The organism is Marinomonas lutimaris (assembly GCF_019426345.1).
In the GTDB taxonomy this organism is placed as follows: Bacteria; Pseudomonadota; Gammaproteobacteria; order Pseudomonadales; family Marinomonadaceae; genus Marinomonas; species Marinomonas lutimaris.
This window is the reverse complement of sequence record NZ_JAHLLW010000018.1, coordinates 42,074-55,562: the sequence shown is the minus strand read 5'-3', so window position 1 is coordinate 55,562 and position 13,489 is coordinate 42,074. Positions and strand designations below refer to the sequence as shown.

The 13,489-nt window shown below is 42.2% G+C and carries 15 protein-coding genes; 4 read left to right on the top strand and 11 right to left on the bottom strand.

From position 1 onward, the window contains the following. Positions 1 to 147: 147 nt before the first annotated feature. The 5 genes from KPL72_RS16985 to KPL72_RS16965 all read right to left on the bottom strand — a co-directional run bounded on the left by KPL72_RS16985 (position 148) and on the right by KPL72_RS16965 (position 6,383). Positions 148 to 441, bottom strand: coding sequence for a YciI family protein (locus KPL72_RS16985; RefSeq protein ID WP_212915845.1), 294 nt, complete (start codon positions 439 to 441; stop codon positions 148 to 150). 81 nt (positions 442 to 522) lie between these two features. Then, positions 523 to 2,133: an AAA family ATPase gene (locus KPL72_RS16980; RefSeq protein WP_212915848.1), complete on the bottom strand. Its 1,611-nt coding sequence runs from the start codon at positions 2,131 to 2,133 to the stop codon at positions 523 to 525. Between the two features lie 132 nt (positions 2,134 to 2,265). After that, entirely contained in the window at positions 2,266 to 3,045 is a 780-nt protein-coding gene (locus tag KPL72_RS16975; protein WP_219703828.1) for a hypothetical protein, read from the bottom strand. Positions 3,046 to 3,701: 656 nt separating this feature from the next. Continuing rightward, entirely contained in the window at positions 3,702 to 4,118 is a 417-nt protein-coding gene (locus KPL72_RS16970) for a hypothetical protein (RefSeq protein ID WP_219703827.1), read from the bottom strand. A 627-nt stretch (positions 4,119 to 4,745) separates the two neighbouring features. Beyond that, positions 4,746 to 6,383, bottom strand: a complete 1,638-nt coding sequence (locus KPL72_RS16965; RefSeq protein WP_219703826.1) for an NAD+ synthase — start codon at positions 6,381 to 6,383, stop codon at positions 4,746 to 4,748. 73 nt (positions 6,384 to 6,456) lie between these two features. On the opposite strand from KPL72_RS16965, the gene KPL72_RS16960 reads away from it, so the two are divergent. After that, positions 6,457 to 6,717, top strand: coding sequence for a PP0621 family protein (locus tag KPL72_RS16960; protein ID WP_012070646.1), 261 nt, complete (start codon positions 6,457 to 6,459; stop codon positions 6,715 to 6,717). On the opposite strand, the gene KPL72_RS16955 is transcribed toward KPL72_RS16960, so the two are convergent. The 5 genes from KPL72_RS16955 to KPL72_RS16935 all read right to left on the bottom strand — a co-directional run bounded on the left by KPL72_RS16955 (position 6,701) and on the right by KPL72_RS16935 (position 9,985). Then, on the bottom strand, positions 6,701 to 7,153 hold the full coding sequence (locus tag KPL72_RS16955; protein ID WP_219703825.1) for a hypothetical protein: 453 nt from the start codon (positions 7,151 to 7,153) through the stop codon (positions 6,701 to 6,703). The genes KPL72_RS16960 and KPL72_RS16955 overlap by 17 nt on opposite strands. Positions 7,154 to 7,208: 55 nt before the next feature. Further along, entirely contained in the window at positions 7,209 to 8,090 is an 882-nt protein-coding gene (locus tag KPL72_RS16950) for a type II secretion system protein (RefSeq protein WP_219703824.1), read from the bottom strand. After that, positions 8,087 to 8,461: a hypothetical protein gene (locus tag KPL72_RS16945; RefSeq protein WP_219703823.1), complete on the bottom strand. Its 375-nt coding sequence runs from the start codon at positions 8,459 to 8,461 to the stop codon at positions 8,087 to 8,089. The genes KPL72_RS16950 and KPL72_RS16945 overlap by 4 nt, the downstream gene beginning before the upstream one ends. Further along, complete coding sequence (locus KPL72_RS16940) at positions 8,458 to 8,985, bottom strand: GspH/FimT family pseudopilin (protein ID WP_219703822.1); 528 nt, start codon at positions 8,983 to 8,985, stop codon at positions 8,458 to 8,460. Before KPL72_RS16940 ends, KPL72_RS16945 begins: the two co-directional genes overlap by 4 nt. 133 nt (positions 8,986 to 9,118) lie before the next feature. After that, positions 9,119 to 9,985, bottom strand: a complete 867-nt coding sequence (locus tag KPL72_RS16935) for an alpha/beta fold hydrolase (protein ID WP_219703821.1) — start codon at positions 9,983 to 9,985, stop codon at positions 9,119 to 9,121. 160 nt (positions 9,986 to 10,145) lie between these two features. On the opposite strand from KPL72_RS16935, the gene pabB reads away from it, so the two are divergent. From pabB to KPL72_RS16920, 3 genes are all read left to right on the top strand, one after another. Then, positions 10,146 to 11,570: an aminodeoxychorismate synthase component I gene (gene pabB / locus KPL72_RS16930; protein WP_219703820.1), complete on the top strand. Its 1,425-nt coding sequence runs from the start codon at positions 10,146 to 10,148 to the stop codon at positions 11,568 to 11,570. A gap of 8 nt (positions 11,571 to 11,578) precedes the next feature. After that, on the top strand, positions 11,579 to 12,238 hold the full coding sequence (locus KPL72_RS16925; protein WP_212915857.1) for an NUDIX hydrolase: 660 nt from the start codon (positions 11,579 to 11,581) through the stop codon (positions 12,236 to 12,238). An 84-nt stretch (positions 12,239 to 12,322) separates the two neighbouring features. Then, positions 12,323 to 13,057: a phosphoadenylyl-sulfate reductase gene (locus KPL72_RS16920; RefSeq protein ID WP_212915858.1), complete on the top strand. Its 735-nt coding sequence runs from the start codon at positions 12,323 to 12,325 to the stop codon at positions 13,055 to 13,057. A gap of 40 nt (positions 13,058 to 13,097) precedes the next feature. Here KPL72_RS16920 and KPL72_RS16915 read toward each other — a convergent pair whose 3' ends face one another. Continuing rightward, positions 13,098 to 13,403: a LysR family transcriptional regulator gene (locus KPL72_RS16915; RefSeq protein WP_212915859.1), complete on the bottom strand. Its 306-nt coding sequence runs from the start codon at positions 13,401 to 13,403 to the stop codon at positions 13,098 to 13,100. Between the last annotated feature and the right edge of the window lie 86 nt (positions 13,404 to 13,489).

Genomic DNA, 13,489 nt, shown 5'->3' with positions numbered 1-13,489 from the left:
TTAAAGTGCCTAACTTGTCCATAACTCTATCAGGACAATCCGATAGACATCCATTTCCGTGAGCTGATGCTAACGCCTGTCTCTGTGGTAGGCAAAAGAGGAGACAGCTTTGGGCTGGAGCTTTGACTGTCCGGCAGCAGCTGATTGTTATATGAGCTTTGCCAGCAATTCAAAATCTTGCCCTACCTTACTTGGAACAAACTCGGTCACTTCGTAACTTGCAACATCAGCCTTGTAAAAAGGATCTTCTTGCAATATAGCATTCAGTTTTTCCCGACTTTCTGCATGAGCAAGTATCACTCCTCCGGTTCTTGGGACTTTGCGGCCGGAAGCGATAAAATTCCCCTGCCCGTAATACTTTTCTAGATACGTAATATGCTCATTTATGTGTTTATCTACTTCTGATAATTCTACTTTGTAGGTTAGAGATACTACGAACACTAAACTCTCCTTTTCATATAGCGCCTCAAACACCGGCGCAGCTTCGCTGCGTCCGAGTGCTTTGACTTGTTAGCACACTTGCTATCCGCGCTCGAATACACATGAAGCAAGATCCTGATAAGCAGCCATATTTTCAGTGAGATATTCTGAGAGCGTGATTTTAAACTTTTCAGCGTTAATACTTGAAGTAATACCGCAGAAGTTTTTAATTCTTCCAGTTTCATCCTTAAGATTTTGATTTACTATATCCGTTACAAATTGATCATATGCCTGTTCATTAAATGTCAAATTGTTTCCATTGCAGTAGCTAGCTAATACTTCTTTGTCGTATAAATAGTTTTCAATTTCCCATCTCCTAAGTACTCTATGGTTATTGGGGTTGTTCTGTAGATATACTTGCCGATCATTCTCAGTAGTATCTCTTCCTGAAGCCATGTCTCTGTCTTTTAAGACAAAGATATCTAAATCTGAAAATACTTTGCTAAGGATCGCTATGGCAATATCACTTCTTTGGTCTAGCTCAGTATTACCACCACTAGAAACAAATAGGGCATCAGGATGCTGCTCAGAAAATACATTATTGAATACATTTGCATCCAAGCCTCTTTCAGTACCATTCCTTCCAGGGCTATCTCTTCCTTCGCAGTATATAATTCGTCTAGGGCAGACAAGATTAGCTAAATCATCAAGAGCTATGGAGAAAATATCTTTCCAGCTAGCCTTTGAGCTTTTCATTGGTGTCAAGGTGTATGGCTTGGAGGCTAAATCGTATTCACTTTTAAACTGGATAACCTGACAATCGTTCTTTAGCTCTTCCTGGAGCGTCCTCAAAAAACCGATACTGTGCGTGGTTATCCATATTTGGCAGTCATCGCCGACCAATCGATTAATTTCTAATAGAAGGTTTTTTTGTATTGATGTATTAATATGTAGTTCTGGTTCGTCCAATAAAAATACGGTATCGCTATACTCATCCTTTCTCAGATATAGATCCAGAAGGATATCAACGACTTCTTTTTCTCCGGATGAAAGAACATTAAACTCAAACCTGTTAGGGTGATCTTTTTTTTGAAAGTAAAGAGTTCCTTGTGAAGCTTCAATATCGCCAATGCTGCATATTTCTAAGTCGAGGCATTTTGATATTGAAGAGTTTAAATCACCGATTATTTTAGTTTTTGCCTCACTGGGCTTGCAGTCCGTTTCATGTAAATATTTATTGAATTTTACATATAAGCGCCGATAATTTTCCTCCATCTTATCATCAAGATCAGATGCTGAAGAAGCTCCGTAGCCATTCAATCTAATCTCGTTTGTAGCCTTTGATTGCGTAACCTTCAAATTACTGTTGTACCTATAAGGGCTACGGAATGAAAAAATAGTATTTTCTTTTCCAGTACTTGCTTTTTCCTCTCGGATTTTTCGGTAGTTACCATCAACAAACTCAATATCTACGTTCTGATAATTATAGTTCGGCGTTTGGTTCATCGAATGATATTCATGATTCTTTTTGCCTTTATCTCCAATGCGATTGTGTGCGTTATTATGAAATAGCATCCCATCTAATACACTGCTTTTTCCACAACCGTTAGGCCCAACTAACGCGACAATACGTTTAGGGTCATCTCCTAAGTCGATTGTCAGCTCATGGAACCTCTTGTAACCATTTTTTAGCTGGAGTTTCTTAATTCTCATTATTTCCTATACCTCTAAATCGGTGGGCGAACCGAGGTGCTAACGCCTCAATCAGAGGCAACAAAATAGCTGGTTAAAATTAGCGAGGCACGAGCAAAAACCAGCTTTTTTTTGTCCTGCTGAATTGACTTGTTAGGCAACTTTTCCTGAAAGCCAAGAATCATCTAGCAAAGCGTCAATAATATTTTGGGGAATGGTAATTTTAACTCGCTTATCAAACCAACTTTGAGTGTTTCTACTAAATAACTTTTCCCATAAGGTAGTTTTTTTTATTGGGATCTCTTTCAATTCATCCTCTATCCATGCGTAGACTCGATCAGCTTCAGTACTAAGTTGGATATACGCAGTTACTTCTACGTCGTTAACAGCAAGTCTTTTACGCTCGTAATAATCAACTTTTGAAATATATAAATTAGAATTTTGCTCTTTGGCTTTTACTAGTAATTTCCGAATTATTTTATTAATTGGATAGTGAGAAACTTTTACACTTTTTAATGTAGCATCTTCCCCAAACTTATTTGCAAGCCAACTTTTAGCGGCGACTAATCTATGATTTCCATTCCCACATTCACAAGCCCCACCAATACATAGCAGTCGTAATTCACCAAGACTTTGAGGTGCTAGAAAGTTATTCTCTCCTATTTCGTTTTCAAAATATTCAAATACATCGTCTGTCCAACCTGTTCCGTGAAGATGCTTGGTAACGTCTCTCCAGTTATTACCCTGCTCCCAAAAATCAGCTCTTCCTAAGGCGACAACATTTCGAATTGGTACATCAACAAATAATTTTTTCTTATTATTTGGGTCTATTAATTCAAATAGACCTAGGTCACTATCCAAATATACTTCATTATCCATAAATGATGGCAATGCACTGTTCGATGCATCGTGTATCTTTTTTATTGTGCTCATTGATTACTCTAAACTTAAGGGTTGCCTAACATTTTAATAGTGCGCATGTGTGTTTGCACATTTTTAATTTCACTCAAAAATCCTTTTAACTTTCTGAAGAATGATACTTTTTAACTGATATCCACAAAAATCAAAACTGGAAAAACGAGTATGCGCGTTATTCCTATTATCCACAGCGCGTTATTTCTGTGCGGTAGATTCTTATTCATTGATATTAGGAGACTTTCTTTCTTCCTGCTAGTACAAATCGCACACAATTAGTTATTTTCAAATAGCTAAACGCGCAAGAAAGTAACCATTTAAAAAATAAACTGTATATACAGACAGAAAATACAGTTTTTTATTCGCTCTGAATCCGTTGTTTGTTGTGCCAAAGCCGTGACCCACAATGAAAGCGTCGCTTTCAGCGTCAGATTACGCCTCGTACCTCGTCTCATCTGACCTACGTTCTTTGGTGCCTATTATTGAGTTCGCTATCGATCCTTTTAAAAGACATCCACACTAAAAGTTCGTATAAAAAAATCGTCAAGTTATGATGGGTATCTTATTAAGTTTTTTTATCATTAAGTTTCTATGAGTGTCTCATTAAGTCACAACCAGCGCAGCTTTGCTGCTTCCGACGCCGCAGGCGCGTAGTTGATTGACTTGTTAGCTTTTCACGTGATGGTAAACTCAAAAATAAAAGGCTTACCGGCAACACATGAATTTGATGTGCTAAGTGGTGGTAATGAGCCTAAGTTTAGGATTGTTTTAACTAAAAGTGAGTTTTTGTCTGTATTCTCAGCCACTTGGTAGCCTATGATATCTGAGTTTTCATCGATAACTAGTGCCAATTTATATTTGCCTGAATGTTCTTTTCTGAGCAGGCCTGCTTTGCCAAACTCTGCTGAGAAAAATACTGGAAGCTCTGAAAGAAGATAAACCTTGCCAGCGGCTTTTGCGCAGTTAAACCCTTCTTGGCTTGTAGCAGTTACTGAAGTACCTACAGTGCCAGAATGCTCATACGTAATATCATTCTCAGCCATTACATGGGTTGCAACCAGAATAAAAATACAAAAAATCGTGAATCTCAAATTACACTCCTGTGAAAGCTAAAGTCCATTGAAATGGGTGTCTTGTTAGTCCATTATAAACAGCTCAGCGTCCATTCAGCGTTATAAAATACATTTTCATTATTAACTCAAGAACAGCTGATTTTCGGCCTAGAGGCGACCTACCTTAAAAATGAAAGCATCGCTTTCAACGGCGGATCACGGTCGTACCTCCCTCATCGCGCCCTACGATAATCGGCCTTTATGACGAAGCCAGTTCGACGAAACGAAGTTGCGCGACTTTATGGAGTTTCAGGGTCAGTTAAAAACCCTTCCCTCCACCAGCAAAAACAATCTGTGCCTTACGACAAAAATCGTCTTGCTAAACGCAACATAAAAAAGCAAATGAGACGTTTGGGCGATAGCCCGATAAAAGATTTTTTGGTTACTTTTGCGTCGTTTGGCAAAAGTAACCCGCTCAGCTTTTTCCTGAATTAAAGAGCGGAATAAAGGTTGGGAATACAAAGCTATTGAGAAGTAACAAACACACTTTAAGCCCAAAGAAACAACCCCATCCTAACCTTCCCCTTGGAAGGCAAAAGGGGAAGGAACTAAGCCCCGCTCAGCAGAGCGAGAAAAGGACAAGTTTTGAACGCTTTTTTAAAAGCGCTACTCGCCGATGTGCCAACCATTGGTAATCGGGTAACGACGATCTCGTCCAAAACCACGAGCGGTAATACGAACACCAGTCGGAGATTGGCGACGTTTGTATTCGTTCACGTCGACAAGGCGAAGCACGCGATATACGGTTTCTCGGTCGAATTTCTTGGTCGCAAGAATGGCTTCGGCGCTTTGATCTTCTTCGATGTACATGCGTAAAATTTCATCGAGAATATCGTAGCTTGGCAAAGAGTCTTCGTCTTTTTGGTCTGGTGCCAGTTCCGCTGAAGGTGGTCGGGTGATGGCACGCTCAGGGATGACGTAGCCCAAGGTATTGCGGTAGCGGCAAAGTTTGAATACCAAGGTTTTGAAGACGTCTTTTAGGACGGAATAGCCGCCGACCATGTCGCCATATAGAGTGGCATAACCAACAGCCATTTCGCTCTTGTTGCCTGTGGTTAATACCATGTAGCCTTTCTTGTTAGAAATCGCCATTAGGGTGACGCCACGGGTACGGGCTTGTAGGTTTTCCTCTGTGGTGTCTTTACCATAACCTTCGAACTCTGGCGCTAGCACATCTGTAAAAGCGGATACCATGGATTCAATGGGTAAGACACTGTATTTCACACCAAGCAGTTTTGCCTCTTCTTCGGCATCATGCAAGCTGATGGAAGAGGTGTAAGTATAAGGCATCATGATGGCTTGAACGCGGTCTGCGCCGATGGCATCTACTGCGACAGCCAGAGACAAGGCTGAGTCAATACCGCCACTCAAGCCCAGCACTATACCTTTGAAACGGTTCTTGGTGATGTAGTCACGTAAACCAAGCACCATGGCTTGATAGACGCTGGCTTCCACTCCTAGCGCTGGAGCAATAACACCAGCAACTGGCTCAACCTTATTGGGCTGGCTTTCATCGACAATCATGTCAATGCTGTACAGACCAGCTTCAAACCAAGGCGCTTGCATGATCTTCTCGCCTTTGGCGTTGACCACAAAAGAGCCGCCTTCGTAGACTAATTCGTCCTGCGCGCCCATGTAGTTCACATAGACAATAGGTAAGGTCACTTCTGTCGCACGCTGATGAAGTAGCTCTTCGCGCTCGCCCATTTTTTCAATATGATAAGGCGAGGCATTTAGGTTCAGAATCAGTTCTGCACCAGCCGCTTTAGCTTGGGCAATCGGCTCTGGATGCCAAATATCTTCACAAATACTTAAACCAACTTTTACGCCTTTGATATCCACAAGGCCCGCTTCGCGGCCTTCGCTAAAGTAGCGTTTGTCATCAAAAACTAGGAAGTTAGGCAGTTTCTGCTTGGCATACTCTACCAATAATTTACCTTGGTAAATCACGCCAGCGCAGTTAAATAGTTCGCCATCAATACGACGTGGATAACCAACCACTACATAGATATCACGAATCTCGGCTAATAATTTCGCCAAGGCAGATTCAATACGTGTATCCAAGCTAGAACGTAGCAGTAAGTCTTCTGGTGGGTAGCCCGTTAAAGTCAATTCTGGGAAAACCACTACATCTGCACGCTCTTCATCACGGGCTTTATTTGCCGCTTCGATGACAGATTGGGTGTTTTTTGTAATGTCGCCGACCAGCATATCCAGCTGGGCCATTGCAATTCGTAATGTCATACAGTTGCTATCTCGTGAACTCTGTTAGAATATGCCCGTTATTGTCTGGAATAACCTAAGCTAGGTAAAGTATATGATCGTACGTTTGATCGTTTTTGTTGCTATTTTCTTTATTGGTTGGTGGTTATACCGCCAATTTGTCGCTTTTAAACGCAGTCAATCGCCTGCGGAAGCAAAAAAGCAGGATTCCTCTAAAAAGGACGAGTCACAAGAAAGTATGGTTCGCTGTGAAGAATGCAAAACCTTCACGCCACGCTCACATGCTATTCATGACCAAGAAGCACGTCCATTTTGCAGTGCAGAGCATTTGAAAGCTTTTAACCAGAAACACTAACTGAACCGTTTGCAAGCAACCTACTCTCTCGCCACCACCAGCAGCGATATTGTTGCTGGTTTTGTGTGGCGCAGAGTCGGTAGGAAACATCCGTATTTTCAGATTCATCTGGCAGAGACTCGTAACTTTCCCAGCGATAATAGATAAATTGATCGTCTTTTTGCCATCCATTTTCTTTTGAGCGTTGGCTTAACTCACAGAAGCCAATACATTCACTCGCCTTTGCGGATGTGAAACTAGGAGAAATGACAAAAGCTAGATAGAAGTCGTCCCATATTTTAAGATTAGCGTCCACCTCGTTAACCTGTCCACGCCATTTATAGGATGCCATGAGCCTTTCCTGAAAATGCATCGACAAACTAGACATCGCCAGTAGCAAAGCAATAATCGGCAAAGACACCCAACCTTGTTGTGTACGAAACAATAACCCATTCATTTTCTCTATTCCTTAAGATTTTCATCTCATCCATGAGAGTCAAAAAACACGCAGATTACAGCACAATAATTTGATTACCCACGCCCTGACAAGGTGAATAATAATGCCATTTTTCGCCTCGCATAGAAGCGTATTCCTGTAGAAATTCTGCATCACGATCGGCTTTGCAATCACTCAACCGATACTGATATTCCACCCATAAGCCGCGTAGATTTTTTAACGGAAAGCGTCCATATTGGGTGTCCAGTGTATCTACCAAACCATCTTGGCTGTCATCCAACAAAGGGAAAACAGCAAAGCGCTCAAGACCATTCCAAAGCTCTAATGAATTACCGCTTTCCTCTGGCGTACGCCATAAAGCGTTCCAACCGTCTTTGCCTTCAGATACATACCAATAAAAACCATCTTCGCTTTGAATAATACCAGACTGACCAATAGCGGAATTATCGTCTAGCTGAATCAGGCTTTTACTCGAAGACTCACTAAAAATATGGCCGTTGTAGTGGGATTCGCAAGACGAAAAAGTCGCCCTGTCCCCCACTTTCCAATGGCAAGACATGGTCGTTTCCATGGGATTTTTTCGAACCGTGACTGAGCTACGACACAAACCATAATCCACACCCTTTACCCAATCTGAGGCTTTGTCGATACGCCGTGTCGCCAAACGGATCGGCGGTGACATGCCAGATTCAATTATCAAAAATAACGACTCATCTATCGCACAACTAGCTGGCAATAGCCGCGCCCATTGTGCCTTTAAGTGTTGATCAATCGCGGCTTTTATAGTCTGTTGGTCTTGGTAAGTTTGCGTCAAAAGATGGCGTTCCTGCATACGCGCAATAGCGATCACTAAAAAGGGTAAAAACAAGGCAATCAAACCACACGCTACCAGCAATTCGATCAACAAACTGCCTTTGATATTCTGTCGTTGATTCATTTTTCACCCTCTTCGCTCAGGTTCAATACCGACGATTCTGGCAGAAAATGCTGTGAAGCATGGAACCAGTTTTTAAGCTCATTGCCTGTACATTTTTGACAATCAGGATAACCTTCATCGGGCGAATTCTTCGGCATATCAAGCCAAGTAACCGATCCAGCTAACTGCACCATAGCCGCTTGCTTTTGATGATTTTCATCAAGTTTACGTTGTACTTCTGCTTGCTGAACCGATTGCCATTGCACTTCGCTCTGACGCTGCACAAGATGCAACACCACGGCAAATAATGCCAAGCACAGAATCACTTCGAGCATGATCCAACCCTTTTGTCTTGGCTTAGACAATCGCTGCATTAAGCGATATTTATTCATCCGCATTGCCCTCCATTCGTTCCCTGAGAATAAGAGCCTTTTGGATCAGTGAGATAAAAGCGACCACTTTGATTGAGTATCAGGTCCGCTTGCCATGCTCCCAAACAGAATTCAAAGGTGCCATTTTGATAACCAGACAAACCATTAGATCGAAATTCGATTTGATTTTTCTGGGTAGGAAATCCTCGCCAAGATACCACCAAGGAAGGATCAAAAACGATCTGACGATAGTGTTTTTCAGCACCGCTATTAGGCTCGATTTGATAAAGTGTAAACCCTGAAGACCAACCACCGTTGCAGTTTTGGCCGCCGCACAAGAAGCTCGTTTGACCGCTGATTACTGCCAATTGACGCGCTTGAGTGAGCGCATCGGCTAGCCGCTTCATTTCATTTTTTAAGGTGTTTTTATCTTTGGTTCTTTGACTGACGCTAAGAAACTGCGCAGAACCCGCATAAGCTAAAATGCTCAAGATGGCTAGAACACAGAGTAGTTCCAGCAGAGAAAAACCGTGTTGACGGCTCATTGAAAACCTCCTTGTTTTCCTGTTTTTTTTACATTTTCTTTCTAGAAAATCATAAATTAAACTGGCTTCCTGCCCTTTTTTAGTAACGCTTGTTTTATCTTAATGCTTATTTGATCTTAGTGCTTATTTGATATTAGTGCGCTGAAAACCAATTATTAATATGATTGGCGATTTGTCTAGGTTTTTGAAAAGGCAATGAATGATCACACGCGCTCATGGTTTTATGTTGCCACGCCGCGTTCTGTTCGCTCAACAAATCATAGTGTTGGCGCAAGGCTTCATGACTTAATTCACCAGAGAACAAGAATACTTGTTCGGATGCATCAATCATCGCCTGACGAATATGTGGCTCGTTTACCATACTTTCCACATGATCTGTTACCGCATCAAGCGCATAAGCAAAACCAAACGGTCGATGAGCAAGACGAGATTGTGTGGTGGCTTCAGCTACTGGATGCTTGCGTCGATTCGGTGACACGCCATCCATAAAACTCGCTACGCCCAATTCCACATCGCCGGTATCACGAATCAATTTTGACGCATGCCGATACTTTTGACGAACATCCATCAAGGTAGATAAATCTTCACGATCCAAAGACGCAGGTTCCAACAAAGCCATTTTGACTTTCTTTTTGCCTTGCAAGCTACGCTGATAATTTAAGTTCAACGCAACCAAACCGCCAAGAGAATAGGCAACAAGATCAAAATCGTTCCATTTAACATGAGCTAATAACGCTTCGACTTCGTCGGTCAATTCAGCAATCGACACAGCGCCCTCTTCACCATGATGATGAAAAGAATCGCCCATGCCTTTTAGATCGGGCACCAGCATCCAACGCCACTGGGTAAAATACGGCAACATAGGAGAATACGTAATTTCACCGGCAACACCTGCGCCATGCAATAACAGACAAGCACGATCACTTTCTGCCTGTGGGTTTTCGTAAAGGCGGTAAGCAATACGAGCATTGGGTAAAGAAAGAAAAAAAATGTCAGACACTTGTAATTAACCTGTGAGGACCCTTATTAAAAGAATACAATGCTGTGATCAGTAAAACGAATACATTGAGACCTTGTTCACTATATTGCGAGCGAAATCAATTCTATTTTTAACAAAGCATTGATAAGCGTAGTTCTCATATTACTAGGTATTAAAATAAATGTCAGAAATCAAAAAAGTAAATCTCCCTTATCAGACGTCGTTACTGCCCTTCTTTTCTGCTGTTCGAGACTTACCTTATCCCGCTTTACTCGACAGCAATCACGAACATTTCCCCGATACCAACTTCGACATTTTAGTAGCCAATCCACTTGCCCGTATTCATCCAACTAAAAATAGCCAGCCTATCACTTGGTACAGCACACCGCTTTATGAACTAAGCAATACTGACAACCCAATGACCCTGTTGAATGAATTAATGAGCCTTATTTGCCAAGAACCTTGGGCGAAATCTGCCCCAAAAGATTTGCCATTCGTTGGCGGCTTATTAGGTTATTACGGTTACGAAAGTGGTCACTTTGTCGAGCAATTGCCAGACACGGTAGAGCACGACATCCAGCTAGAAACCTTGAGTATTGGACTCTATGGTTGGGCAGTGGTGACTTGTCACAAGAAAAAAAACACTCAATTGATTATTTCACCTTGGTGTCTTTCCGAAGACGTTGCCGATCTAATCAATCGCTTTACCAGCGCCTGTGATGACGTGCTGGTAAAACATGATTTAAATGAAGCACGGCCTTTTACTTTAAAAGTGCCCTTTACCTCGAACATGACAGAAGAAGCATACGCGCAAAAATTTGCTGCGGTTCAAGATTACATTCAGTCCGGTGATTGTTATCAGGTCAATTTGGCACAGCGTTTTTCCACTCGTTACCAAGGCGATACCTTTACGGCGTATCACGCATTAAGAGACGTTTGCCCGACACCGTTTTCCGCTTACATGGAATTTTCGCCAGAGCAAAGTTTACTAAGTCATTCGCCTGAACGCTTCCTCTTGTGTGATCAAGGTAGAGTCGAATCCAAACCAATCAAAGGCACGGTAGCTCGCGGCAAAACACCAGAAGAAGACAAGGCAAACGCCGATTGGTTACTTGCATCAGAAAAAGATCGCGCTGAAAACTTAATGATTGTCGATTTGCTGCGCAACGACTTAGGCCGCACCTGCTTAACCGGCAGCATCAAGGTGCCAAAACTGTTTGCCTTAGAAAGTTATGCCAACGTCCATCATTTGGTTTCAACGGTAGAAGGTCGAATTGATCAGGCGGATCAAGCAATTCGTGTTTTTCATCAAAGCTTTCCAGGCGGCTCCATTACTGGCGCACCTAAGATTCGCTCGATGGAAATTATCGATGAGCTCGAACCTCATGAACGTTCAGCCTATTGCGGTTCTATCGCTTACTTCAGTGCAAACGGTCAAATGGATTCCAGTATCACTATTCGCACACTGGTTGCAGACCATGGCAACTTGCATTGTTGGGCAGGCGGTGGACTGGTCGCAGATTCAAAATGTCAGGAAGAATACCAAGAAACCTTTACCAAAGTGGGCAAATTAACCCATACTCTAGAACAAGACTTTTTGAAATAGGCCGTATCATGTCTGACATTGAGCAGTTTTTAAATGCTCCTCCCATTGATCTGAGCTTGGATGATATTCGCGCTGCATTAGACAGAGAACCTTACGCGCAACAAATCCATAACCCAGACGAGGAAATGTTCCCCAGCGGTTATGATTTGAATTACCGATCTGCTGCCGTGCTTATCCCTATTTGGCGAGAACCAGAAAATGGCGAATTGTATGTACTTCTCACCCAACGCGCCCTTCACATGCGCAACCACCCAGGTCAAATTGCTTTTCCCGGTGGCAAACATGATCCAGATGATGCCAGCATCCAATACACAGCTTTGCGGGAAACATTAGAAGAAGTCGGCCTATCGCCGGACTGTTTCGACCTATTGGGCGAACTTGGCGAATACTGCACCATCTCGGGTTACTGCATCAAACCCATCGTCGCTGAAATGACTCGTAGAAGTGAATTAAGCCTGTGTGAAGAAGAAGTAAAATCCGTCCATTGGGTACCATTACGCTACTTGCTAACGCCGCAAAACTATCGTTTTAAAAAGAAAGTGCTCGATACAACGTCTCGTGGTTATTTTGAAATTGATTACGAAGACATTCGCATTTGGGGTGTAACAGCGGGCATTTTATATGGACTTTACCAAACGCTAGCACGCCATATAGGTCAAGCATTATAAGGTTAGTGTTCTTTCGTCTTTTCTTTCGGCGCCGCAAATTGATATGGTACAGCTATCGTAACCTAGATCATGGTAAATCATCCTATGTCAGCATTTGATTTAGCGTCTTTCATTGCCAACAACAAAGAAGACGAAGCACAAAAAATCATCCACAACGCGATGAAAGAATTCGACAACATTGCCATCTCTTTTAGCGGTGCAGAAGATGTTGTTCTAATTGATATGGCTGTCAAAGCCAAAAAAGACATTCAGGTATTTTCACTGGACACTGGTCGTCTACATGCAGAAACCTATCGTTTTATCGAACAAGTCCGTAAACACTACAAGATCAATATAGACATTCTTTCCCCAGACCGTGAAGCTCTAGAAAACTTCACCCGCGAAAAAGGCTTGTTTAGCTTTTTTGAAGACGGTCACAAAGAGTGCTGTGGAATCCGCAAAGTACAGCCACTTAAACGCAAGCTTGCCACTGTAGATGCATGGATAACCGGACAACGCAAAGACCAAAGCCCAGGTACACGAAATGTCTTAGCTTTTGCCGAAAAAGACAGCGCATTTAGCACAGATGAAAAAGATTTGTTTAAATTCAATCCATTGGCAAATTGGTCTTCTGAAGACGTTTGGAACTACATCAAGATGTTTGATGTACCTTACAATGAGTTGCATTTGAAAGGTTTTACCAGCATAGGCTGCGAGCCTTGTACTCGCCCTATTCTACCAAATCAGCACGAACGCGAAGGTCGCTGGTGGTGGGAAGAATCTGAACACAAAGAATGTGGCCTGCATATTGGTAATATCATACCAACCGCTCAACAATAAACGCCTCTTTCTATTAAAAGATCAAAAGTGCCTGATAATGTCAGGCACTTTTGATTGCAGTAACAATACCATTCGACTTTCTTTCAAGATAACCATGCCATGATTCCATAAAGCCTTCATAACACGCTTCCAGCTCTTTTATGTGTTGCAGCAAAACTTCTCCCGCTGGTGTCATGTCCGTCGTTCGACCGTGTCGAATCAACAAAGGCTCGCCCATTTCTCGTTCTAATTTTTGAATATGTTGGCTAACCGCAGGCTGAGTTAATCCCAACTGCTTGGCGGTTTTGGTAAAACTACCCGTTTCAACCAACGCCTTAAAGGTAATGAGATGTTGTGTATTAAGCATAAAGATTCCTTATAGTTAATTCCATTATGCCCAATGCTAATTTTACGAACATTGACCTATATCGTGTTTTCGTGAAAGACTCAAAG

Excerpts from the sequence above, each read along its gene's own strand:
- KPL72_RS16980 (WP_212915848.1), bottom strand. The coding sequence starts at position 2,133 with ATGAGAATTAAGAAACTCCAGCTAAAAAATGGTTACAAGAGGTTCCAT.
- KPL72_RS16975 (WP_219703828.1), bottom strand. The coding sequence starts at position 3,045 with ATGAGCACAATAAAAAAGATACACGATGCATCGAACAGTGCATTGCCA.
- KPL72_RS16965 (WP_219703826.1), bottom strand. The coding sequence starts at position 6,383 with ATGACATTACGAATTGCAATGGCCCAGCTGGATATGCTGGTCGGCGAC.
- KPL72_RS16960 (WP_012070646.1), top strand. The coding sequence starts at position 6,457 with ATGATCGTACGTTTGATCGTTTTTGTTGCTATTTTCTTTATTGGTTGG.
- KPL72_RS16955 (WP_219703825.1), bottom strand. The coding sequence starts at position 7,153 with ATGAATGGGTTATTGTTTCGTACACAACAAGGTTGGGTGTCTTTGCCG.
- KPL72_RS16950 (WP_219703824.1), bottom strand. The coding sequence starts at position 8,090 with ATGAATCAACGACAGAATATCAAAGGCAGTTTGTTGATCGAATTGCTG.
- KPL72_RS16945 (WP_219703823.1), bottom strand. The coding sequence starts at position 8,461 with ATGAATAAATATCGCTTAATGCAGCGATTGTCTAAGCCAAGACAAAAG.
- KPL72_RS16940 (WP_219703822.1), bottom strand. The coding sequence starts at position 8,985 with ATGAGCCGTCAACACGGTTTTTCTCTGCTGGAACTACTCTGTGTTCTA.
- pabB (WP_219703820.1), top strand. The coding sequence starts at position 10,146 with ATGTCAGAAATCAAAAAAGTAAATCTCCCTTATCAGACGTCGTTACTG.
- KPL72_RS16925 (WP_212915857.1), top strand. The coding sequence starts at position 11,579 with ATGTCTGACATTGAGCAGTTTTTAAATGCTCCTCCCATTGATCTGAGC.
- KPL72_RS16920 (WP_212915858.1), top strand. The coding sequence starts at position 12,323 with ATGTCAGCATTTGATTTAGCGTCTTTCATTGCCAACAACAAAGAAGAC.
- KPL72_RS16915 (WP_212915859.1), bottom strand. The coding sequence starts at position 13,403 with ATGCTTAATACACAACATCTCATTACCTTTAAGGCGTTGGTTGAAACG.